Below are 20,565 nucleotides of genomic sequence, written 5' to 3' on the forward strand. Positions count from 1 at the left end.
CACTTCCATCATCTGCGGCCAACATCCGCGAGGCTGATGCAATTCTTGTGGGAGTGATGCACTGCAAGCCGTCACCTGCGTACCCCTTCTCATTTGCCCCGATGCGTGCGCTCTGCTAGTGTCGCGCCGGTTTAACGTCTACCGGGATAGCCGCCATGGCCCGCAAGAAAGCTGCACTGGATTTCGAACAGTCCCTCACGGATTTGCAAACGCTCGTCGAGCGTCTGGAGAACGGTGAGCTGTCGCTGGAAGACTCACTGACCGCCTTCGAACAAGGCATCCGCCTGACCCGCGAGTGCCAGAGCGCACTGGCCCAGGCCGAGCAGAAGGTGCAGGTCTTGCTGGAGCGCGACGGCGAACTGGCCGAAGAGCCGTTCGACGCGGAACAGCCGGAATGATCGCGGCGTATCAGGCACTCAGCCAGGCTCGCGTAAATGCGGCGCTGGAGACGCTGTTCGATGCGCCCGCCCCTGAATTGACCCGCCTTTACGCCGCCATGCGCTACAGCGTCACCAATGGCGGCAAGCGCGTGCGCCCGCTGCTGGTCTACGCCGCCTGCGAAGCCTTGGGCGGCAACGCCGAGCACGCCAACGGCGCAGCCTGCGCCGTCGAATTGATCCACGCGTATTCGCTGGTGCACGACGACCTGCCGGCCATGGACGACGACGATTTGCGTCGCGGCCTGCCCACGACCCACAAAGCCTTCGACGAAGCCTGCGCGATTCTCGCCGGCGACGGCCTGCAGACCCTGGCCTTCAGCGTACTGAGCGATAACGCACTGACCCCACAGAACGCCGACACCCGACTGAAAATGGTCGCCACCCTCGCCCGTGCATCCGGCCCTGCCGGCATGGTCGGCGGACAGGCCATTGATCTCGGCTCGGTCGGACTCAAGCTCGACCAGACGGCGCTGGAATTCATGCACCGGCACAAGACCGGCGCACTGATCGAAGCCAGCGTCAGGCTCGGCGCCTTGGCCAGCGGCAACGCAACCCAGGTCCAGCTCGATTCGCTGCAGATTTACGCCCGCGCCATCGGCCTGGCCTTTCAGGTGCAGGACGACATTCTCGACGTCGAGAGCGATACCGCCACGCTGGGCAAACGCCAGGGCGCCGATATCGCCCGGGACAAGCCGACCTACCCCGCGCTGCTGGGCCTGGAAGAAGCCAAACATTACGCACTTGAGTTGCGCGACCAGGCCCTCGTGGCCCTGCGACCGTACGACGCATCGGCCGAACCCTTGCGAGCCTTGGCGCGTTATATCGTCGAACGCCGCAACTGAGCGCAGGTCATAAAACTTACCGGGTGTCGGCAGCCTTGCTGCCGCTGCCTGATTTCGCCGGCAATCGTTGCCCCTGAACATCCCGTTGCTGCACATCGTGCGCAGCCGGCAATGCATCAGGTAAACTGCCGCCTCTTTTACTTATAACGATTCGCCTGATGCCCACGACGTTCAAAGAGATTCCCCGCGAGCGCCCGTCCACGCCCCTGCTCGACAAGGCAGTGACGCCGGACGGCCTGCGCCGCTTAGGTGAAGCAGAGCTTGAAGCCCTGGCTGACGAACTGCGCCTGGAGCTGCTCTACACCGTCGGCCAGACCGGCGGCCATTTCGGCGCCGGCCTCGGCGTCATCGAACTGACCGTGGCCTTGCACTACGTCTTCGATACCCCCGACGACCGGCTGGTCTGGGACGTCGGTCACCAAGCGTACCCGCACAAAATCCTCACGGGTCGTCGCGAACACATGTCGACCCTGCGCCAGAAAGGCGGAGTGGCGGCATTCCCGCGTCGCAGCGAGAGTGAATACGACACCTTCGGCGTCGGTCACTCCAGCACCTCCATCAGCGCCGCGCTGGGCATGGCGATCGCCTCCCGGCTGCAAGGCAGTGAGCGCAAGTCCATTGCCGTGATCGGCGACGGCGCACTGACCGCCGGCATGGCCTTCGAAGCGCTGAACCACGCCCCCGAAGTCAGCGCCGACATGCTGGTGATCCTCAACGACAACGACATGTCGATCTCGCGCAACGTTGGCGGGCTGTCGAATTATCTGGCGAAAATCCTCTCAAGCCGCACTTACACGAGCATGCGCGAAGGCAGCAAGAAAGTACTGTCGCGTCTGCCCGGCGCGTGGGAAATCGCCCGTCGTACCGAGGAATATGCCAAAGGCATGCTGGTCCCCGGCACGTTGTTCGAAGAGCTCGGCTGGAACTACATCGGTCCGATCGACGGACACGACTTGCCTATCCTGATCGCCACCCTGCGCAACATGCGTGACCTCAAGGGTCCGCAGTTCCTGCACGTGGTCACCAAGAAAGGCAAAGGCTTCGCGCCGGCCGAGGTCGATCCGATCGGCTATCACGCGATCACCAAGCTTGACCCGCTGAACGCACCTGTCGTCCCTAAAAAAGCCGGCGGCCCCAAGTATTCCGGCGTGTTCGGCCAGTGGCTGTGCGACATGGCCGAAGCGGATGAGCGTCTGGTCGGTATCACGCCTGCCATGAAAGAAGGTTCGGATCTGGTCGCGTTCAGCGAACGTTTCCCGGAGCGCTATTTCGACGTCGCCATCGCCGAGCAGCACGCGGTGACGCTGGCAGCGGGCATGGCCTGCGAAGGCGCCAAGCCGGTAGTGGCGATTTACTCTACGTTCCTGCAGCGCGGTTACGACCAGCTGATTCATGACGTCGCCGTGCAGAATCTGGACGTGCTGTTCGCCATCGACCGCGCGGGGCTGGTGGGCGAAGACGGCCCAACCCACGCCGGCAGTTTCGATCTGTCGTACCTGCGCTGCATCCCCGGCATGCTGGTCATGACGCCGAGCGATGAAAACGAGCTGCGCAAGATGCTCACCACCGGCCATCTGTTCAAAGGCCCCGCAGCCGTGCGTTACCCGCGCGGCAACGGTCCCGATGCCGTGATCGAGAGCCGTCTCGAACCGCTGGAAATCGGCAAGGGTGTGGTTCGCCGTCAAGGCAGCAACGTCGCCATGCTGGTGTTCGGCGTGCAGTTGACCGAAGCGCTGATCGTGGCGGAGAAGCTCGACGCGACCGTGGTCGACATGCGCTTCGTCAAACCGCTGGACGAGGCACTGGTGCGCGAAATGGCCGGCAGCCACGACTTGCTCGTGACGATCGAAGAAAACGCCATCATGGGTGGCGCGGGCGCGGCGGTCAGCGAGTTCCTGGCGCGGGAGAACATTCTCAAGTCGGTCCTGCACCTGGGCCTGCCGGATGTGTACGTCGAGCACGCCAAACCAGCGCAGATGCTGGCTGAGTGCGGGCTGGATGTCGCTGGCATCGAAGCGTCGATCAACCAGCGCCTGTTGAAGATGTAGCCTCTCGCAAGCGTGACCGAGGTGCAGTCCACCCCGGTCATGCCTGCAAGTTATGCGATCAATCAAATGACCCTTTCCCGTCTTGCCCTCGCCTTCTCCCTGATCCCCGCCACGCAGGTCTTTGCCGATCAGCCTGATCGCGAACGCGCCCTGAAGCTGGACAGTGTGCTGATCAGCAGCAATCGTCAGGTCGAACAGCGGGACGCCAGCAGTGCGGCGAACACCGTGTTCACTCGCGCTGACATCGAGCGGCTGCAACCGAGTAGCGTCACTGACCTGCTGAGTCGTGTCCCCGGTGTGCAAGTGGTGCCCAGCGGCGGCCGGGGCAGTTTGCCGGGGATTTTCATTCGCGGGACCAAGGCTGCGCAGAGTCTGGTGTTGGTCGATGGCCAGCGCATTGCCAATGCCACGTCGGCGGACAGCAACCTGCAATACCTCGACGTCGAGCAGATCGAGCGCGTGGAAGTGCTGCGCGGTTCACGTTCGGTCATCTACGGCGCGGACGCCATTGGCGGGGTGATTCAGATATTCACCCGACGAGGCGCCGAGCAAGGGCTGCAAGCTCGGCTGCATACGGGTTTCGGCAATCGCGGCACGCAGCAGCAGAGCCTCGGTCTGTCGGGTGGCGACCAGCAAACGCATTTCAACCTCAGTACCAGTTTGGATGAAACGGCAGGCATCAACCGTACCGGCCCGTCCTTCGCCAGCGATGACGACCACGACGCCTACCGCAATAAATCCCTGAGCCTGAACCTCAGCCACTGGGTCAACGACGACGTGGAAGTGGGTATCAACGCGCTGGATAACCGGGGCAAGACCGAGTTCGACAACCCGTTCGGTCTGTTCGACCCGGTCACGTTCAACACCGTGGGTCAGCAGCAATACAGCAAGTTTGAGCTGAGCAGCCTCGGCACTTACGTCGACGCCCGCATCAACCAGACCTGGAAAACCCGTCTGGAGCTAGGCCATAGCGAAAACCGCGAGAAGACGCTGGATAAGCTGAGCGACGATCACTACGTGTTCAACACCTACCGCAATTCGGTCAATTGGCAGAACGACCTGACGCTGGACGAGCGCAATAGCCTGACGCTGGGGGGCGACTGGTACGAGGACCGTGTCAACAGCAGCACGGCGTTCGAAGAGGACAGCCGCTGGAACCGCGCGGTGTTCGTTCAGCACCGTTTCAAAAGCGAGCATTTCTCCACCGAGCTGGGCCTGCGCCATGATCAGAATGAGCAGTTCGGCAGCCAGAACACCTGGAGCGGCACGCTCACCGTTCCGCTCAATGACGCCAACGACGTGCTGCTTTCCTACAGCGAAGGCTTCCGCGCGCCGACATTCAATGACCTGTATTACCCGGATTTCAGCAACGCGAATCTCAAGCCCGAGCACTCCAAAAGCTACGAGCTGCAATGGCGCAGTCGTCTGAGCGAAACCGCCCGTCTTGAGGCTTCGCTCTATCGCACCGACCTGCAGGACGCGATCGCCCTCGACAGCGACTTTCGCCCCCAGAACATCGGCTCGGCACGGATCAATGGTTTCGAAGGGTCACTTGAGCAGCAACTGTTCGGCTGGACCGGCAAGCTTGGGGCGTCGGTCATCGACCCGCGTGACCGAGACACTGGGCACACGCTCAACCGTCGCGCTCGCCGCACTCTGAATCTCGATATTGATCGGCAGTTTGATCGGCTCGGCGTCGGCGCCAGCTGGCAGGCCGTCAGTGACAGCTACAACGACGAGGCCAACACCCAGCATGTCGGAGGTTATTCGTTGTTCGGTTTGCGCAGCAGCTGGAAAGCCAGCGACGACGTGAAGTTGGAGTTCAAGCTGGATAACGCCTTGGACAAACGTTACAGCCGCACGCTGTACAGCTTCGATGGCAGCAATTACGGCTATCGCGAAGAGGGTCGGACGTGGATGTTTGGCGTGACCTGGACGCCGACGCTGTAAATGTATAGCCGCCTGATTTAGCGATCTGGCGCTATCACGCTGCACACTTTCGCCACCGCGCCCACCATTTGCCCGCTGGCTCGTTCGAGGCCTTTGTCGGGCACGGCAAACAGGCGGCCGGTTTTCACCGCCTTCAACTGCGACCAAGTCTTCCATCCCGGCAACAACGCGGCATCACTGGCCAGAATCACGTCCGGGTCGCGCTGCAGCACTGACTCGAGACTGACCTGAGGCGCAGGCAGTTTGAGGTCGTCAAAAACGTTGCGTGCGCCGCACACGGTCAGTGCATCGCTGATGATCTGCCCGCCGCCTACGGTATAAAGCGGCTGGTCCCACACTTGGTAAAAGACTTTCAACGGGACATCGCGTCGATACCGCTCACGCAACGCGGCCAGTCGCTGACGGACATCCTTCGCTGCCTGTCGTCCACGGTCAGCGCGGCCAAGGCGCTCGCCCATCTCCTCGATCTGATCAGCCAGCTCGTTCAGCGTATGGGGCTCGGCGGTGTAGGTGGGAATGCTCAGCCGTTTCAGTTGGTCACGCTGAACCGCGCTGACGCTGCCAGGCCACAACAGCAAAAGATCCGGCTGCAGAGTGAGCAAACCCTCGATGTCGAGCTGCCCGTATCGGCCCACCGAAGGCAGGCCCGCGACCTTCTCCGGGCGCGGGCCGCCATCGAGCACGCCGACCAACAGATCGGAGGCATCCAGTTCGATAACGATTTCGGTAAGAGAGGGTGCGAGGCTGACGACCCGCTGTGCAGCGCCGGCCTGAAAAGCGATCAGCAACAGCAGGCAGGCAATCAGTGGGCGCATCAAGCGCGTCGAGCCTGCGCAAGACCACGGCGCAGGCTGCCGCGTGTCATGCCGGGTCGACTTCGCTCTGATGCTCGTTGCCCATCATGTGGCCGAGCTTGCCTGCCTTGGTCGCCAGATAGAGCTTGTTGTGCGGGTTGTGGCCGGTGTGCAGCGGCACGCGCTCGGCGACGGTGATGCCCATGTCGGTCAGCGCTTTGACCTTGCGCGGATTATTGGTCATCAAACGCAGAGACTTGATGCCCAGGTGCTCAAGCATCGGCAGGCAAATGCCGTAATCGCGCTGGTCAGCGGCGAAGCCCAGGCGCTCGTTGGCTTCAACGGTGTCGGCACCGCCGTCCTGCAATTCATACGCGCGGATCTTGTTCATCAAACCAATGCCGCGGCCTTCCTGGCGCAGGTACAACAGCACGCCACGGCCTTCGGCGGCGATGGCGCGCAACGCCGCTTCAAGCTGGGAACCGCAATCGCAGCGCTGACTGAACAGCGCATCACCCGTCAGGCATTCGGAATGCACACGCCCAAGCACCGGGGCGCCATCGGATACATCGCCCAAGGTCAGCACGACATGCTCGCGACCGTTTTCCTGCTCGAGAAAGCCATTCATCTTGAAAGTGGCAAAGGGGGTGGGCAGCTTGGAAGCCGCGACAAATACGACGGGCACCGGGTGCTCCTGATCAGTATGAGGGCTGGAAATTCGCAACATTGTAACAGCAGGTTCCGACAGACGCTTAGGCTGAATTGTGAGCCAATCAGATCAACTCGTTTGATCAGTGGCTCTCGCCAGCGCGGGACTGAGCATCGCCTGAATCGAATGGATACGCATGCTTCCAGCGCGCGAAGATCGGCCGCAGCTTGCCGCTGCGCACCAGATCGCTCATCCGCACGTCAAACAGATCCCGCAGCGCATGCCCTCGGGGAGTATCCGCGAAGCCGAGATACAGAGGAATCGCAGTGAGGTAGGTCAGTCGATAGCGCTGCGGGTCGCTGGTCTGCGCGAGGATGAAGTCCATCTCCGGCTTGGCATCGATGTACAGATCCGCGCGCCCATATTCAAGCATCGGCACAATGTGGTCACGCCGGGCGACTTCGTTGAAGTGCATCACGTTGGGCAGGTAGTGCTGATACTCGTAGCCACGGACCCAGGCCAGACGATATTTGCCCAGCGTCTGTAGCGAAGGGGGCGGCTTCGACGCCAGACCCAGTGTGTAGATTTCGTCTGTGTCGTAGTGCCACTTTGAATAAAGCGCGCCCTCGACCTCACCCTTGTAGGCGGCAATCCAGGCATCGGCCTCGCCGCGCTGCACCAGCCCGACCGCGCGGGTGTAGGGCTCGATGCGCTGCTCGACCTTGACGCCAGCCGGCTCGAAGATCTCCCGCATCAGTTCCCAACCCAGCCCCGTGCCGTCGGTTTCGGTGTAGCGAATCCAGTGCTCGCTCACCAGCAGGATGTCGGAGGGTTTGTCAGACATCGGTGCAATGGTTGCAGCGCCGGCAGTCGCCCACACACTCGTCATCATCAACGCCAGACTCAGCAGCCATACCCCGCCTGAACGCCTCATGAGCGCAGCCCCTACATCACGGCCCACAACCAGACCAGCCCTTGCATCGCCAGCCATGCGAACACACCGGCCAGCACATCATCGAGCATGATGCCGACGCCCCCGTGCACGTGCTTGTCGATCCAGTGGATGGGCCAGGGCTTGAGGATGTCGAAAAAGCGGAACACCAGGAAACCCACCAGCAGCCAGACCCAGCCTTCGGGCACCAGCCACAGGGTGATCCACATGCCGACCATCTCGTCCCAGACGATGCCTTCGTGGTCGTGGACGCGCAGGTCATCGGCCACCTTGCCGCACAGCCAGAAGCCGAACAGCATGGTCAGGCCGAGCATCAGCCAATAGCCCCAGTCCGGCAGCATTTGCCACAACGGGATGAACGGCACGGCGACCATCGAGCCCCAGGTGCCGGGCGCTTTGGGCAGTGTGCCTGAGCCGAAACCGAAGGCCAGGAAATGCCACGGATTGGTCCATACCGACGGGGGAACGTTTTCCGCCGGGACCTGATTAGGATGATCTGTCACCGTGTCTCCTGAAAATGTTGATAGCCCCGAGTCAACGGGGTGACGTCCTGCCCAAGTGGGTCAATCAGCGCCACGCCGCGACCTTCGACCACTCGACCCAGAACGAAAACAGGCAAGCCGGCAGCCTGCAGTTCAGCCAGCCATGATGGCGGCAACGTGAAAGCCAGTCTGTAGTCATCGCCCCCACTGAGCGCGGCATTCAACGCAGCGTCAGGCCCGAAAAACGTCAGCAGCGCGTCAGACATCGGCACTTTCTCGCGCTCCACCAGCAAACGCACGCCCGATGCCGCTGCGATGTGTCCACAGTCGGCGAGCAGTCCGTCGGAGATGTCCAGCGCCGCGCTGGCCCTGCCGCGTAACGCAATGCCCAACTCGAACTGCGGCTGCGGCGACCAGTAATGCGCCAGCAAGGCCTGAGTGGTAGACGCCTCGGTGCTGCGCTGGTTCAACACCAACGGCAGCGCCCCGGCCGCGTCGCCCAGCGGACCGCCCACGCACAACAAATCGCCAGGCCGCGCGCCGCTTCGGGTCAAGGCCTGCCCGGTCGGGACTGTGCCGAAGACAGTAAGGGTCAGGCTCAAGGGACCGCGCGTGGTGTCGCCGCCGATCAGGCGCAGGCCGCAGCTCTGGGCAATGGTATTCAAACCACGGGCGAACGCTTCCAGCCAGTCGGCGGAAACCTGCGGCAGGGTCAGGGCAAGGGTGAATGCAAGGGGACTGGCGCCCATGGCGGCCAGGTCGCTGGCCGACACGCCGAGTGCGCGCTGGCCAAGCAAGAAAGGATCGCAGGCGTCGGGGAAATGCACCCCGGCGACCAGCGTGTCAGTGGAGATGGCGAGTTGCTCGCCAGCGGCCACCGACAACAGGGCGCAGTCGTCGCCGATCCCCAAGGCAACGCCTTCGCCGGGCTGCGCGCAGGGCGCAGCGGCAAAGTAATTGCGGATCAGCTCGAACTCGCCCATGGCGGAGACGCTCAGGTTCTGGAGAAACCCAGAAGCCTCAGCGCTTGTGCGCCTTCACTTCGACTTCGCGCAGACGCGGAGCCAGCTTGTCGAGCACGCCGTTGACGAACTTGTGGCCGTCGGTCGAACCGTAGACTTTCGCCAGCTCGATGCCTTCGTTGATGACCACACGGTACGGCACGTCGATGCGCTCCAGCAGCTCCCAGGTCGACAGACGCAGGACAGCGAGTTCAACAGGGTCCAGCTCTTCGATGGTCAGGTCCAGACAAGGCGCCAGCGCCGCGTCGATCTTGTCCTGATTGGCCGGGACACCGTGCAGGATGTCGTGGAAATAGCTCGCATCAACGGAGGTGAAGTCGTTGTCGACGCGGAATTGGGCTTCGATTTCGTTCAACGACTGACCAGCCATGTGGCGCTGGTAGAGGGCTTGCATCGCCATCTGGCGAGCTGCGCGGCGCTTTTCGCTTTTGGAGGGCTTGCCGGCGTCTGCCGCACGTGGATCACGCGGGTTGAACTGATCGCTTTCGTCGTTAATCACTTGGCCTCCAACTGCGCCAACAGGCTGACCATCTCGATGGCGGACAGCGCAGCTTCGGCGCCTTTGTTACCGGCCTTGGTGCCGGAACGCTCGATCGCCTGCTCGATGGAATCAACGGTCAGGACGCCGAAGGCGACCGGCACGCCAAACTCCATGGACACCTGGGACAGGCCCTTGGTGCATTCGCCAGCAACGTATTCGAAGTGCGGGGTGCCGCCACGAATGACGGCGCCGAGCGCGATGATGGCAGCAAATTCGCTGCGTTGAGCGACCTTCTGCACCACCAGCGGGATTTCGAACGCGCCCGGTGCGCGGATGATGGTGATGTCGCTTTCGCTCACGCCATGGCGAACCAGGGCATCAACGGCACCGCTGACGAGGCTTTCGACGACGAAGCTGTTGAAGCGGCCAACCACCAGGGCATAGCGACCTTGGGGGGCGATGAAGGTACCTTCGATGGTCTTCAGGGTCATTCGGCTGAGTCTCGTGTTCTCGTATTAAAGAGCATGAAAGCGCGCATAGGTCGCGCGCTTTCAGGGATTTTAGGCCACGAATCGGGCGACTGCCGGGACAAAAACCACCAACGGCTGAATGCTGTCGGGGCCTGTCACCTGCCGGCCTTTATTCGGAGGGCACGTATTCTACAACTTCCAGATCGAAACCGGATATCGCATTGAACTTCATTGGCGAACTCATCAGGCGCATTTTGCGCACGCCGAGGTCACGAAGGATCTGCGAACCGGCACCGACGGTGCTGTAAGTGGTCGGCGTCTTGATCGGTGTGCCGCCGGCGGTTTCACGTACATGGGCCAGAACCGTGTCGCCATCGAGCGGGTGACCGAGCAGCAGCACCACGCCGCTGCCAGCCTCGGCCACAGTCTTCATGGCAGCGCGCAGGCTCCAGCGGCCGGGCTGTCTGACCATCAACAGGTCGCGCAGCGGGTCCATGTTGTGCACGCGAACCAACGTGGCTTCTTCTGCGCAGATCTTGCCCAGCGTCAGCGCCAGGTGGACATCGCCTTCAACGGAATCGCGGTAGGTCACCAGATTGAAATGGCCCAGTTCGCTGTCGAGGGGCTGTTCGGCAATCCGCTGAACGGTACGTTCGTGGATCATCCGGTAATGGATCAGGTCGGCGATGGTGCCGATCTTGATGTTGTGCTCGGCTGCGAAAGCTTCCAGCTCCGTGCGACGGGACATGGTGCCGTCGTCGTTCATGACTTCACAGATCACGCCGGTCGGCTCGAAACCGGCCATGCGCGCCAGATCGCAGGCTGCTTCGGTATGACCTGCGCGGGACAACGTGCCGCCGGCCTGGGCCATCAACGGGAAGATGTGGCCAGGGCTGACGATGTCTTCGGCTCTGGCCTCTTTGGCCGCAGCCGCCTGAACGGTGCGCGCGCGGTCGGCGGCGGAGATCCCGGTGGTGACGCCTTCGGCGGCTTCGATGGACACGGTGAACTTGGTGCCGAAGCCCGAGCCATTGCGCGGCGCCATCAACGGCAGTTTCAGGGTTTCGCAGCGCTCGCGGGTCATCGGCATGCAGATCAGGCCACGGGCATAACGCGCCATGAAGTTGATGTGCTCGGCCTTGACGCACTCGGAGGCCATGATCAGATCGCCTTCGTTCTCGCGGTCTTCGTCATCCATGAGGATGACCATCTTGCCTTGGCGAATGTCTTCAACCAGTTCTTCGATGCTGTTGAGCGCCACGCGGCACCCCCTTCGATTCAGGATTTGAGGTAGCCGTTGGCGGCCAGAAAGCTTTCAGAAATGTTGCCGCCCTGGGCCGGCGTCGGGTCGGCCGCTTTGTCACCGAGCAGCAAACGCTCGAGGTAACGCGCCAGCAGGTCGACTTCCAGATTGATCTTACGGCCCGCGCGGTAGTCGCCCATGATGGTTTCGGCGAGGGTGTGCGGGACGATGGTCAGCTCGAACTCGGCGCCATTGACTGCGTTAACGGTCAGGCTGGTGCCGTCGACGGTGATCGAGCCTTTGTGGGAGATGTACTTGGCCAGCTCGCGGGGGGCGCGCAGGCGGAACTGGATCGCACGGGCGTTTTCTTCCCGGGACAGCACCTCGCCGACGCCGTCGACGTGGCCGCTGACCAGATGGCCACCCAGGCGCGTGGTCGGGGTCAGGGCTTTTTCCAGATTGACCCGGCTGCCGGTTTTCAGATCGACGAACGCAGTGACGTTCAAGGTTTCGCGGCTGACGTCGGCCCAGAAGCCGTCGCCTGGCAATTCAACGGCGGTCAGGCAGACCCCGTTGACCGCGATGCTGTCGCCCAGCTTGACGTCGGAGAGGTCGAGCTTGCCGGTCTCTACGTAGACGCGGACGTCGCCACCTTTCGGAGTGATGGCGCGGATGCTGCCGATGGATTCGATGATGCCGGTAAACATGGGTGCTCCTGGAAAACAGGGCCAGCGCTGAACGCGAAAGCCGGAATTATACGCCGGGGTGCGACGCGGGTATCGCAATGACTCGCCAGTCATTGCCGACCGCGCGCATTTCGACAATCTTGAGCTCGAGCGCTTCGCTCATCTGCGCCAGCGGCAGGTCCAGCAACGGCCGCGCCGACGAGCCCATGAACTTGCCCGCAATGAATATCTGGAATTCATCCACCAGACCGAGCCGGGTAAACGCGCCAGCGAGCTTGGGCCCGGCCTCGACCAGCACGTCGTTGACGCCGCGGGCGGCCAGTTCGACCAACAGTTTGCGCAGATCGACGTGCCCGCCACTGCTCGGCAGCGCCAGCATGTCGTGACCTTCGTCGTGGTAACGCTCGCGGGCCGAGGCAGCCGCGCAGGTCACCACCAGCGCATTGCCCGCTTTAAAGAACGGCGCATCGAGGGGCACCCGCAAACGCCCGTCGATCAACACGCGCAACGGCGGTCGGGTCGCGGCCAGTGCGGTGAGTTCGGCGTTCAGGCCCAACTCCTCAGGCCGCACGGTGAGTCGCGCGTTATCGGCCAGCACGGTATCGGCGCCGGTCAGCACCACACTCGACTGCGCTCGCAGGCGCTGCACAGCCGAGCGCGCTTCGGGGCCGGTGATCCACTGGCTTTCACCGCTGGCCATGGCCGTGCGTCCGTCGAGGCTCATCGCCAGCTTGACCCGCACATAGGGCAGGCCATGTTCCATGCGCTTGAGAAACCCTTTGTTCAACGCCCGCGCTTCGCTTTCGAGCACGCCGCTCTGCACCGCAATACCCGCGCTCATCAGGCGCAACAGGCCACGGCCGGCCACGTCGGGATTAGGGTCTTGCATCGCGGCGACCACGCGCGCCACACCGGCGTTGACCAGCGCGTCGGCGCACGGCGGGGTGCGGCCATGATGACTGCAGGGTTCGAGGGTGACGTAAGCGGTCGCGTCCTTTGCCTTGTCGCCCGCCTGGCGCAGGGCATGCACCTCGGCGTGGGGTTCACCGGCGCGGACGTGCCAGCCTTCACCGACAATCTCGCCATCACGGACGATCACGCAGCCGACACGCGGGTTGGGGTGCGTCGAGTAGACGCCCTTGCGCGCCAGTTCCAGCGCCCGCGCCATATAGGCTGCGTCGAGCACGCTTTGCTCTGTGGAGGTCATGCTCACTCTTTAACCGGCTCGCGAGCCAGTCGGTCGATTTCTTCGCGGAATTCGTTGAGGTCCTGAAACCGCCGATAAACAGAAGCAAAGCGGATGTAGGCCACTTCATCGAGCTTTTGCAATTCGCCCATCACCAGCTCACCGACGATCAGCGATTTGACCTCGCGCTCGCCGGTCGCGCGCAGCTTGCTTTTGATGTGGGCCAGGGCCGCTTCCAGACGTTCGACACTGACCGGGCGCTTTTCCAGCGCGCGCTGCATGCCGGCGCGCAGCTTCTCTTCGTCGAAGGGCTGACGGCTGCCGTCCTGCTTGATCAGCCGGGGCAGAACCAGTTCAGCGGTTTCGAATGTGGTGAAGCGTTCTTCGCAGGCGACGCATTCACGGCGGCGGCGAACCTGATCGCCTTCAGCAACAAGGCGCGAGTCAATGACTTTGGTGTCGTTGGCACCGCAAAAGGGACAGTGCATGGTGGCAGGCAACAAAAAAAGGGAGGGCCATGGTAGCGCATCTCGCTGGCAAGACAAGTGCGAGGCTTTGAGGTATATAGACGCGCATTCAGTGCGGTGAAACCCGCCGCACTCAGCGATACTGCGCTATCCCGTGCGTATCCCGCCCGCATTCTGCTTTTTCTGGAGCTGTTCATGACGCTACGTACGCTTGCTGTAATCAGCCTTGTGGGCCTGCTCGCTGCCTGCAGCACGGCCGAGGCGCCGAAACCTGCCGCCCCCGCCAAGCCTGCCCCCAACGCCATTACGCTGCCGGAAGGGCAAGGTCCGCTGCAGCCCTTCCAGCGCGAACTGAGCGGCCAGTTGCTGGGCGTGCCGGCCGGCGCAGAGGTCGAACTGGCGTTGCTGGTCATTGACGATCGCAACCGCCCGCAAAAGCTGCTGACTAGCACCAAACTGGTGGGAAACAACCAGTCGCTGCCGTTCCAGTTGCGCTTCAATCCCGAAGCCTTCCCGGTGGGCGCGCGCGTGGAGCTGCGTGGTCGCGCCAGCAAGTCGGGCCAGCTGATTCTGCATCTGCCGTCCGTGCTGATCACTCAACCCACCACTCAGGCGCTGGGTCAGTTGCAATTCGCTCCCGCGCCGTGACCGCTCTGCTTCACCTGCAAGCCGCATTGAGCGAGCTGCTGGGCGATGCGCAACTGGTGGCCGAAGCGCTACCGGGCACGGACCTGAGGTTGTGGCTGATCGACGCGAACAATATGGATCGCGCGTTCAGCCCCGAAGAAACCCGGCGCATTCTTGAAGACCCGCCCTACTGGAGTTTCTGTTGGGCCAGTGGCCTGGCGCTGGCGCGCTTTATTGCCGAGCAGCCGCAGTGGGTCGCGGGCAAGCGGGTGCTGGATTTCAGCGCAGGCTCGGGCGTCGCAGGCATTGCGGCGATGAAAGCCGGCGCCCTTGAAGTGGTTGCGTGCGATCTCGATCCGCAGGCCATCGAGGCCTGCCGGGCCAACGCCGAGCTGAACGGCGTGACGCTTGAGTATTCGGGCGACTTCTTCGCCGAGGAAGATCGCTTCGACCTGATCCTGGTGGCGGACGTGCTGTACGACCGCGCCAACCTGCCGCTGCTGGATCAGTTTCTCAGTCGGGGGAAACAAGCGTTGGTGGCTGATTCCCGGGTGCGGGATTTCCAGCATCCTCTGTATCGGCGGCTGGGCATTCTTGAGGCGCTGACGCTGCCCGATCTGGCCGAACCGTGGGAGTTTCGCAGGGTGAGTCTTTACCATGCGGTCAGGTCATGACTCGCTTAGCGCCTGCAATTTAGCGACAGGCATCAACCGTGCTTCCGACAATCCCCCCAGCCCTTTATAGTTCGCGCCATCAAGCCTTCTTTCGAGACCCGCGATGAGCCAGGACACGCCGTACATCTTCGATGCCACCACCGCCACTTTCGATCAGATGGTCATCGAGAATTCGTTTCACAAACCCGTGCTGGTGGATTTCTGGGCCGAGTGGTGTGCGCCGTGCAAGGTGCTGATGCCGCTGCTGCAGCAGATTGCCGAGAGTTATCAGGGCGAATTGCTGCTGGCCAAGGTCGACTGCGACGCTGAACAGGACATCGTGGCGCGCTTCGGCATTCGCAGCCTGCCCACCGTGGTGCTGTTCAAGGACGGCCAACCGGTGGATGGGTTCTCCGGCGCCCAGCCTGAATCGCAAATCCGCGCGCTGCTTGAGCCCCATGTGCAGATGCCGGCGCCAGCCGCCGCCGACCCGCTGAAAACCGCGCAGGCGATGTTTGCCGAGAGCCATTTCGCCGAAGCCGAAGCGGTCCTGCAGACCATCCTCGCCGAGGACAACACCAATGCTGCGGCGCTGATTCTGTACGCGCGTTGCCTGGCCGAACGCGGCGAGCTGACGGAAGCCCGCACGGTGCTGGACGCGGTGAAAGGCGATGAGCACAAAGCCGCGCTGGCCGGAGCGAAGGCGCAATTGACGTTTCTGGCCGAAGCCGCCGCGGTGCCTGACGCCGCTGAGCTGAAATCGCGCCTGGCGCAGAACCCGCAGGACGATGAAGCCGCGCACCAGTTGGCGATCCAGCAATTGTCCCGTCAGCAATACGAAGCCGCGTTGGAGGGACTGCTCAAGCTGTTCGTCCGGAACCGCAGCTACAACGAAGGCCAGCCGCACAAGACGCTGCTGCAGGTGTTCGACTTGCTGGGGAACGATCATCCGCTGGTGACTACCTATCGTCGTCGGTTGTTTGCGGCGCTTTACTAGCCTTCCCGGCTGAAGCTCGTCCTACATTGACGGGCCGAGCCAGTCCCATAGATCTACGCGGTCCTATGGGGGTCCTGCAGGCTGTGTATCACTCAACCCAGTGATACACCGGCGTGTCGCCCTGGCTTTCCACTTTCACGTTGGCGCTGTGACGCATGCGCACCATCAGGCGTTTGCCCGCAGCGGTGCTGCCCGACAGACCTTCCAGCTGACCGAGCAGATCCGGCCCGTTCAGGTGACCTGCCTTGCGCAACAGCGCCTGAGCGATATCCCAGACAGCATCGTTGCGACTGGCGACAGGCTTGACGGGCGTATCAGTGGGCGCAGACGCTTCCCGCACCTGCGTGCACAACTGAACACCCAGCCGAGCCCAATCGGCGTCGTCCATTTCCACAGTCAGATCCACCGGCAGATCGCCGACGGTTCCACGGATTCGCAGCATGGGGTGTGTCCTCTGATAGGGCGGACCGGCATGGTCCCACAGGAATTGGCGACCTGCACGTGATCCCTGAACCCTCCGGGACGCACCTCCAGAAGCGCTGCCTGAAAAAGTTAAGAAACGGCGCCAAAAATTGTTATAAGATTACATAACACATTTCAGACTCGCTTCCGGAGCTTTCCCCCATGCGTCGTTTGCTACTTGCCCTGCCCTTCGCCCTGCTGCCCCTCGCCGTCGCCTTAGCGGCCGATGAGCATGACCACGATCATGAGCACGGCAGTCTCGGCGCGCACGTCCACGGTGTCGCGAGGCTGGATATGGCGCTGGACGGCCGCACGCTGGAACTGGAACTCGACACCCCGGCCATGAATATCGTCGGCTTCGAGCACCCGGCAACCACCGACGCAGACAAAATGACCCTGGCCCTGGCCAAGGAAACCCTGCTCAAGCCCCACGCGCTGTTCAGTCTTCCGGAAGCGGCCGGCTGCACCGCCACCAGACAACGTGTGGAAAGCACGCTGTTCGGCGACAAGGATGACGACGATCACGACCACGCCGATGGCGACGCCGCGGAACACGAGCACAGCGAAATTCACGGCCACTATCAATTCACCTGCAGCGCGCCAAATGTGTTCAACAAGCTCGATCTGACCCAACTGTTCAAAAGCTTCCCGGCCACCCAGACCATTCAGGTGCAGTTGGTGACACCGAAACGCCAGATGGGCGCCGAAGTGCGTCCGAGCAATCCGGCGATCAAGTTTTAACCAACGCCGCTCCATCAGCGACCGGGCTTCCCGGTCGATCACTTTTCAGACGCACGTGTGGCCATGACTCAAGCGCTCATTGAATTGTCCGAACTCGGCTTCAGCTGGCCGGGGCATCCGCAACTGCTGGACATTCCGGCGTTTCGCCTTGATGCCGGCGAAACCCTGTTCCTCAAAGGCCCCAGCGGCAGCGGTAAAACCACGCTGCTGGGTCTACTGGGCGGTGTGCAGCGCCCGAGTCGCGGCAGCGTTCGCCTGCTCGGTCAGGAGCTGACACAGCTCTCGGCCGGAGCGCGGGACCGCTTTCGTGTCGATCACACGGGCTACATTTTTCAGCAGTTCAACCTGCTGCCGTTTTTGTCGGTGCGCGAGAACGTCGAGCTGCCGTGCCGCTTTTCCACATTACGCACCCAGCGCGCGAGCCAGCGCCACGGCAGTGTCGATAAAGCGGCTGAAATCTTGCTCGCTCACCTGGGCTTGAAAGACCCTGAAATGCTGGGCCGCCGCGCCGACTCCCTGTCCATCGGTCAGCAGCAGCGCGTCGCCGCTGCCCGCGCCTTGATCGGCCAGCCGGAACTGGTCATCGCCGACGAGCCCACCTCGGCGCTGGATGCCGACGCCCGCGAGGCCTTCATTCAGCTGCTGTTCGCCGAATGCCGCGAGGCCGGTGCCAGCCTGTTGTTCGTCAGCCATGATCAGAGCCTGGCGCCGCTGTTCGACCGCAACCTGTCGCTGGCCGAACTCAATCGCGCCGCCGTCGCTGCAGAGGTTTGAGATGTATCTTCTTCGTCTGGCACTGGCCAGCCTCGCCAACCGCCGCTTCACTGCCTTCCTCACCGCGTTCGCCATTGCCCTCTCCGTCTGCCTGCTGCTGGCGGTCGAACGGGTGCGCACCGAAGCGCGCGCGAGTTTCGCCAGCACCATCAGCGGCACAGACCTGATCGTCGGCGCGCGCTCGGGCTCGGTCAACCTGCTGCTCTACTCGGTGTTCCGCATCGGCAACGCCACCAACAACATTCGCTGGGACAGCTTCGAGCACTTCGCCAACAGTAAGCAGGTGAAGTGGGCGATCCCGATTTCCCTGGGTGACAGCCATCGCGGCTATCGGGTGATGGGCACCAATGAATCGTATTTCGAGCACTACCAGTACGGTCGTCAGCAGCATCTCGAAATGGCCGACGGCCGGCCGTTTGCCACCGACCCGTTTGAAGTGGTGCTCGGCGCGGAAGTGGCGGACGCGCTGCATTACAAGCTCGGCGACAAGCTGGTGCTGGCCCACGGCGTCGCGACGGTGAGTCTGGTCAAGCATGACGACAAGCCGTTCACCGTCGTCGGCATCCTCAAACGCACCGGCACGCCGGTGGACCGCACGCTGCACATCAGCCTGGGCGGTATGGAAGCGATTCACATCGACTGGCACAACGGCGTGCCGGCACAAGGCGCCGGTCGGATCAGTGCCGATCAGGCACGCAATATGGACCTCACGCCCACGGCCATCACCGCCTTCATGCTCGGGCTGAACAGCAAGATCGCGACCTTTGCCGTGCAGCGCGAGATCAACGAGTTCCGCGGCGAACCGATGCTGGCGATTCTGCCGGGGGTGGCGCTGCAGGAGCTGTGGAGCCTGATGGGCACCGCTGAAAAAGCGCTGTTCGTGATCTCGTTGTTCGTTGTCTTGACCGGGCTGATCGGCATGCTGACGGCGATTCTCACCAGCCTCAACGAGCGGCGCCGCGAGATGGCGATTCTGCGTTCGGTGGGCGCGCGGCCTTGGCATATCGCCAGTCTGCTGGTGCTGGAAGCCTTTGCCCTGGCGCTGGCAGGCTCGGTCTGCGGCCTGGCGCTGCTTTACATCGGCATTGCCTCCGCGCAGGGTTACGTGCAGGCCAATTACGGTTTGTATTTGCCGCTCTCCCTGCCCAGCGCCTACGAGTGGACGCTGCTGGCAGGCATTCTCGGCGCTGCCGTGTTGATGGGCACCGTGCCCGCGTGGCGAGCCTATCGCCAGTCGCTGGCAGACGGGTTGTCGATTCGTTTATGAGGTCGTTGTGATGCGGATGGGTTGGATGCTGTTAATGCTCGTCGTGACGCCGTTGTGGGCGCAGGACCTGCGCGTGCTGACGTGGCAGGAAATGATCCCGCCTGACGCGCCGCCGGTGAAGCTGATCACCGCGCCCATTCACAACCTGTCGAGCATGGCGGACACCCTGTCAGTCGAGTCGGCGCCCGCCGCCCATCAACTGGCGCCCCATGCGCCGGTGGTCAAATCGCTCGATGGCCAGCGAGTGCGGCTGCCGGGGTATATCGTGCCGCTGGAAGTCAGCGAGGAAGGCCGGGTGACAGAGTTTCTCCTGGTACCGTATTTCGGCGCCTGCATTCACGTGCCCCCACCGCCGCCGAATCAGATCGTCCACGTGACGAGCGAACTGGGCGTCAAGGTGGACGAGCTGTACCAACCCTACTGGATCGAAGGTCCGATGCAGGTCAAATCCTCGACCAGCGAATTGGCCGACGCGGGTTACCAGATGGAAGCGGACAAGATTCTGGTGTACGAAATGCCGGATGAGCAGTGAGTGGCCGTTAACAGGCACACCCTAATCGAGTTTTCATTGAGCCAGGTCAAAAACCGCGACCTAGACGCTTCGTAACATACGGCATACCTTTTTTATGCCCTTACGGAGCCCCCATGCACAAGTACCTGCTCAGCGCGCCCCTGCTCGCGCTTGCACTCGGTGTCCCCCTCGCCGCTCACGCCCACCAGGCCGGTGACTTCATCATTCGCGCCGGTGCTGCCACAACGGCGCCCAATGAAGAGAGCGGCAACCTCAAGCTGGACGGCACCAAAGTCCCGGGGACCAAAGCGACACTGGACAGCGACACCCAACTGGGCCTGGCCTTCGCCTACATGCTCACCGACCACGTGGGCCTTGAGTTGCTGGCGGCAACGCCTTTCCAGCACACCGTTGCGGTCAAGGGCCTGGGCCCGGGTCTGGATGGCAAGCTGGCGGACGTGAAGCAGCTGCCGCCGACCCTGTCGCTGCAGTACTACCCGATGGATGCGACGTCGAAATTCCAGCCCTATGCCGGTGTCGGCGTGAACTACACCTGGTTCTACGATGAAAACCTGAGCAGCGAACGCAAAGGCCAGGGCATGAACAACCTGCACATCAAGAACTCCTGGGGCTGGGCCGGTCAGATCGGCGCGGACTACATGCTGACGGACAAGATCATGCTCAACGCCGCCGTCTGGTACGTGGACATCGACACCCAAGCGACGCTGGACGGCCCGTCGGCGCTGGGCGTCGGCCGGACCAAAGTGAACGTGGACGTCGATCCGTGGGTGTACATGGTTGGCGTGGGCTACAAGTTCTAA

The 20,565-nt window shown here is 62.6% G+C and carries 24 protein-coding genes; 12 read left to right on the forward strand and 12 right to left on the reverse strand.

Translation table 11 applies throughout. The features are described 5' to 3' along the window. Nucleotides 1-155: 155 nt before the first annotated feature. From QWI18_RS15960 to QWI18_RS15975, 4 genes are all read left to right on the forward strand, one after another. Nucleotides 156-398, forward strand: coding sequence for an exodeoxyribonuclease VII small subunit (locus QWI18_RS15960; RefSeq protein WP_062384761.1), 243 nt, complete (start codon nt 156-158; stop codon nt 396-398). Continuing rightward, a complete protein-coding gene (ispA, locus tag QWI18_RS15965) occupies nt 395-1,282 on the forward strand; it encodes a (2E,6E)-farnesyl diphosphate synthase (protein WP_369319249.1) in 888 nt (295 codons plus the stop codon). Before QWI18_RS15960 ends, ispA begins: the two co-directional genes overlap by 4 nt. Before the next feature lie 158 nt (nt 1,283-1,440). Beyond that, on the forward strand, nt 1,441-3,330 hold the full coding sequence (gene dxs, locus QWI18_RS15970; protein ID WP_369319250.1) for a 1-deoxy-D-xylulose-5-phosphate synthase: 1,890 nt from the start codon (nt 1,441-1,443) through the stop codon (nt 3,328-3,330). A gap of 66 nt (nt 3,331-3,396) precedes the next feature. Beyond that, a complete protein-coding gene (locus tag QWI18_RS15975) occupies nt 3,397-5,280 on the forward strand; it encodes a TonB-dependent receptor (protein WP_369319251.1) in 1,884 nt (627 codons plus the stop codon). A 17-nt stretch (nt 5,281-5,297) separates the two neighbouring features. Here the strand turns inward: QWI18_RS15975 and QWI18_RS15980 are convergent, their stop codons facing one another. The 11 genes from QWI18_RS15980 to nrdR all read right to left on the reverse strand — a co-directional run bounded on the left by QWI18_RS15980 (nt 5,298) and on the right by nrdR (nt 13,733). Next, complete coding sequence (locus tag QWI18_RS15980) at nt 5,298-6,095, reverse strand: cobalamin-binding protein (RefSeq protein ID WP_369319252.1); 798 nt, start codon at nt 6,093-6,095, stop codon at nt 5,298-5,300. 46 nt (nt 6,096-6,141) lie between these two features. Continuing rightward, entirely contained in the window at nt 6,142-6,759 is a 618-nt protein-coding gene (ribA, locus tag QWI18_RS15985) for a GTP cyclohydrolase II (protein WP_074891807.1), read from the reverse strand. A gap of 106 nt (nt 6,760-6,865) precedes the next feature. Further along, nucleotides 6,866-7,657: an ABC transporter substrate-binding protein gene (locus tag QWI18_RS15990; RefSeq protein ID WP_192133464.1), complete on the reverse strand. Its 792-nt coding sequence runs from the start codon at nt 7,655-7,657 to the stop codon at nt 6,866-6,868. 11 nt (nt 7,658-7,668) lie between these two features. Further along, nucleotides 7,669-8,178, reverse strand: a complete 510-nt coding sequence (locus QWI18_RS15995; RefSeq protein ID WP_065988427.1) for a phosphatidylglycerophosphatase A — start codon at nt 8,176-8,178, stop codon at nt 7,669-7,671. After that, nucleotides 8,175-9,140: a thiamine-phosphate kinase gene (thiL, locus tag QWI18_RS16000; RefSeq protein WP_192133462.1), complete on the reverse strand. Its 966-nt coding sequence runs from the start codon at nt 9,138-9,140 to the stop codon at nt 8,175-8,177. Before thiL ends, QWI18_RS15995 begins: the two co-directional genes overlap by 4 nt. A 37-nt stretch (nt 9,141-9,177) precedes the next feature. After that, complete coding sequence (nusB, locus tag QWI18_RS16005) at nt 9,178-9,678, reverse strand: transcription antitermination factor NusB (protein WP_065988429.1); 501 nt, start codon at nt 9,676-9,678, stop codon at nt 9,178-9,180. After that, a complete protein-coding gene (gene ribE / locus QWI18_RS16010; protein ID WP_037017809.1) occupies nt 9,675-10,151 on the reverse strand; it encodes a 6,7-dimethyl-8-ribityllumazine synthase in 477 nt (158 codons plus the stop codon). Before ribE ends, nusB begins: the two co-directional genes overlap by 4 nt. Nucleotides 10,152-10,299: 148 nt before the next feature. Then, nucleotides 10,300-11,391 carry a bifunctional 3,4-dihydroxy-2-butanone-4-phosphate synthase/GTP cyclohydrolase II gene (ribBA, locus tag QWI18_RS16015; protein WP_065988430.1) on the reverse strand — a complete coding sequence of 364 codons (1,092 nt, stop codon included), beginning with the start codon at nt 11,389-11,391 and terminating at the stop codon, nt 10,300-10,302. 17 nt (nt 11,392-11,408) lie between these two features. Beyond that, nucleotides 11,409-12,080 carry a riboflavin synthase gene (locus QWI18_RS16020; RefSeq protein WP_065988431.1) on the reverse strand — a complete coding sequence of 224 codons (672 nt, stop codon included), beginning with the start codon at nt 12,078-12,080 and terminating at the stop codon, nt 11,409-11,411. A 46-nt stretch (nt 12,081-12,126) separates the two neighbouring features. Further along, nucleotides 12,127-13,266: a bifunctional diaminohydroxyphosphoribosylaminopyrimidine deaminase/5-amino-6-(5-phosphoribosylamino)uracil reductase RibD gene (gene ribD / locus QWI18_RS16025; RefSeq protein WP_369319253.1), complete on the reverse strand. Its 1,140-nt coding sequence runs from the start codon at nt 13,264-13,266 to the stop codon at nt 12,127-12,129. A 2-nt stretch (nt 13,267-13,268) separates the two neighbouring features. Beyond that, the gene (nrdR, locus tag QWI18_RS16030; RefSeq protein WP_065988433.1) at nt 13,269-13,733 is read right to left on the reverse strand and encodes a transcriptional regulator NrdR; all 465 of its coding nucleotides are present in this window, start codon (nt 13,731-13,733) and stop codon (nt 13,269-13,271) included. Between the two features lie 174 nt (nt 13,734-13,907). On the opposite strand from nrdR, the gene QWI18_RS16035 reads away from it, so the two are divergent. The 3 genes from QWI18_RS16035 to trxA all read left to right on the forward strand — a co-directional run bounded on the left by QWI18_RS16035 (nt 13,908) and on the right by trxA (nt 15,989). Further along, nucleotides 13,908-14,360 (forward strand): hypothetical protein, encoded by a 453-nt coding sequence (locus QWI18_RS16035; RefSeq protein ID WP_133776016.1) that lies wholly within the window; start codon nt 13,908-13,910, stop codon nt 14,358-14,360. Continuing rightward, nucleotides 14,357-15,013 (forward strand): methyltransferase, encoded by a 657-nt coding sequence (locus tag QWI18_RS16040; RefSeq protein WP_369319254.1) that lies wholly within the window; start codon nt 14,357-14,359, stop codon nt 15,011-15,013. Before QWI18_RS16035 ends, QWI18_RS16040 begins: the two co-directional genes overlap by 4 nt. A 103-nt stretch (nt 15,014-15,116) precedes the next feature. After that, nucleotides 15,117-15,989, forward strand: a complete 873-nt coding sequence (gene trxA / locus QWI18_RS16045) for a thioredoxin (protein ID WP_369319255.1) — start codon at nt 15,117-15,119, stop codon at nt 15,987-15,989. Between the two features lie 88 nt (nt 15,990-16,077). Here trxA and QWI18_RS16050 read toward each other — a convergent pair whose 3' ends face one another. Then, nucleotides 16,078-16,431 (reverse strand): hypothetical protein, encoded by a 354-nt coding sequence (locus QWI18_RS16050; protein WP_369319256.1) that lies wholly within the window; start codon nt 16,429-16,431, stop codon nt 16,078-16,080. A gap of 182 nt (nt 16,432-16,613) precedes the next feature. Here QWI18_RS16050 and QWI18_RS16055 point away from each other — a divergent pair, with 182 nt between their 5' ends. From QWI18_RS16055 to QWI18_RS16075, 5 genes are all read left to right on the forward strand, one after another. Beyond that, nucleotides 16,614-17,192: a DUF2796 domain-containing protein gene (locus QWI18_RS16055; protein ID WP_369319257.1), complete on the forward strand. Its 579-nt coding sequence runs from the start codon at nt 16,614-16,616 to the stop codon at nt 17,190-17,192. Nucleotides 17,193-17,255: 63 nt separating this feature from the next. Next, the gene (locus QWI18_RS16060) at nt 17,256-17,966 is read left to right on the forward strand and encodes an ABC transporter ATP-binding protein (RefSeq protein ID WP_369319258.1); all 711 of its coding nucleotides are present in this window, start codon (nt 17,256-17,258) and stop codon (nt 17,964-17,966) included. Between the two features lies 1 nt (nt 17,967). Further along, complete coding sequence (locus QWI18_RS16065; RefSeq protein ID WP_369319259.1) at nt 17,968-19,233, forward strand: ABC transporter permease; 1,266 nt, start codon at nt 17,968-17,970, stop codon at nt 19,231-19,233. Nucleotides 19,234-19,249: 16 nt separating this feature from the next. Then, nucleotides 19,250-19,765, forward strand: a complete 516-nt coding sequence (locus tag QWI18_RS16070) for a DUF3299 domain-containing protein (protein WP_369319269.1) — start codon at nt 19,250-19,252, stop codon at nt 19,763-19,765. A 113-nt stretch (nt 19,766-19,878) separates the two neighbouring features. Further along, nucleotides 19,879-20,565, forward strand: coding sequence for an OmpW family protein (locus QWI18_RS16075; protein WP_065988442.1), 687 nt, complete (start codon nt 19,879-19,881; stop codon nt 20,563-20,565).

The organism is Pseudomonas sp. W2Oct36 (genome assembly GCF_041060465.1).
In the GTDB taxonomy this organism is placed as follows: domain Bacteria; phylum Pseudomonadota; class Gammaproteobacteria; order Pseudomonadales; family Pseudomonadaceae; genus Aquipseudomonas; species Aquipseudomonas graminis_B.

What these genes read in the sequence shown, in the direction of transcription:
- QWI18_RS15960 (WP_062384761.1), top strand. Translation starts at nt 156, where the DNA reads ATGGCCCGCAAGAAAGCTGCACTGGATTTCGAACAGTCCCTCACGGAT.
- ispA (WP_369319249.1), top strand. Translation starts at nt 395, where the DNA reads ATGATCGCGGCGTATCAGGCACTCAGCCAGGCTCGCGTAAATGCGGCG.
- dxs (WP_369319250.1), top strand. Translation starts at nt 1,441, where the DNA reads ATGCCCACGACGTTCAAAGAGATTCCCCGCGAGCGCCCGTCCACGCCC.
- QWI18_RS15975 (WP_369319251.1), top strand. Translation starts at nt 3,397, where the DNA reads ATGACCCTTTCCCGTCTTGCCCTCGCCTTCTCCCTGATCCCCGCCACG.
- QWI18_RS15980 (WP_369319252.1), bottom strand. Translation starts at nt 6,095, where the DNA reads ATGCGCCCACTGATTGCCTGCCTGCTGTTGCTGATCGCTTTTCAGGCC.
- QWI18_RS15990 (WP_192133464.1), bottom strand. Translation starts at nt 7,657, where the DNA reads ATGAGGCGTTCAGGCGGGGTATGGCTGCTGAGTCTGGCGTTGATGATG.
- thiL (WP_192133462.1), bottom strand. Translation starts at nt 9,140, where the DNA reads ATGGGCGAGTTCGAGCTGATCCGCAATTACTTTGCCGCTGCGCCCTGC.
- ribE (WP_037017809.1), bottom strand. Translation starts at nt 10,151, where the DNA reads ATGACCCTGAAGACCATCGAAGGTACCTTCATCGCCCCCCAAGGTCGC.
- QWI18_RS16020 (WP_065988431.1), bottom strand. Translation starts at nt 12,080, where the DNA reads ATGTTTACCGGCATCATCGAATCCATCGGCAGCATCCGCGCCATCACT.
- ribD (WP_369319253.1), bottom strand. Translation starts at nt 13,266, where the DNA reads ATGACCTCCACAGAGCAAAGCGTGCTCGACGCAGCCTATATGGCGCGG.
- nrdR (WP_065988433.1), bottom strand. Translation starts at nt 13,733, where the DNA reads ATGCACTGTCCCTTTTGCGGTGCCAACGACACCAAAGTCATTGACTCG.
- QWI18_RS16035 (WP_133776016.1), top strand. Translation starts at nt 13,908, where the DNA reads ATGACGCTACGTACGCTTGCTGTAATCAGCCTTGTGGGCCTGCTCGCT.
- trxA (WP_369319255.1), top strand. Translation starts at nt 15,117, where the DNA reads ATGAGCCAGGACACGCCGTACATCTTCGATGCCACCACCGCCACTTTC.
- QWI18_RS16050 (WP_369319256.1), bottom strand. Translation starts at nt 16,431, where the DNA reads ATGCTGCGAATCCGTGGAACCGTCGGCGATCTGCCGGTGGATCTGACT.
- QWI18_RS16055 (WP_369319257.1), top strand. Translation starts at nt 16,614, where the DNA reads ATGCGTCGTTTGCTACTTGCCCTGCCCTTCGCCCTGCTGCCCCTCGCC.
- QWI18_RS16060 (WP_369319258.1), top strand. Translation starts at nt 17,256, where the DNA reads ATGACTCAAGCGCTCATTGAATTGTCCGAACTCGGCTTCAGCTGGCCG.
- QWI18_RS16065 (WP_369319259.1), top strand. Translation starts at nt 17,968, where the DNA reads ATGTATCTTCTTCGTCTGGCACTGGCCAGCCTCGCCAACCGCCGCTTC.
- QWI18_RS16070 (WP_369319269.1), top strand. Translation starts at nt 19,250, where the DNA reads ATGGGTTGGATGCTGTTAATGCTCGTCGTGACGCCGTTGTGGGCGCAG.
- QWI18_RS16075 (WP_065988442.1), top strand. Translation starts at nt 19,879, where the DNA reads ATGCACAAGTACCTGCTCAGCGCGCCCCTGCTCGCGCTTGCACTCGGT.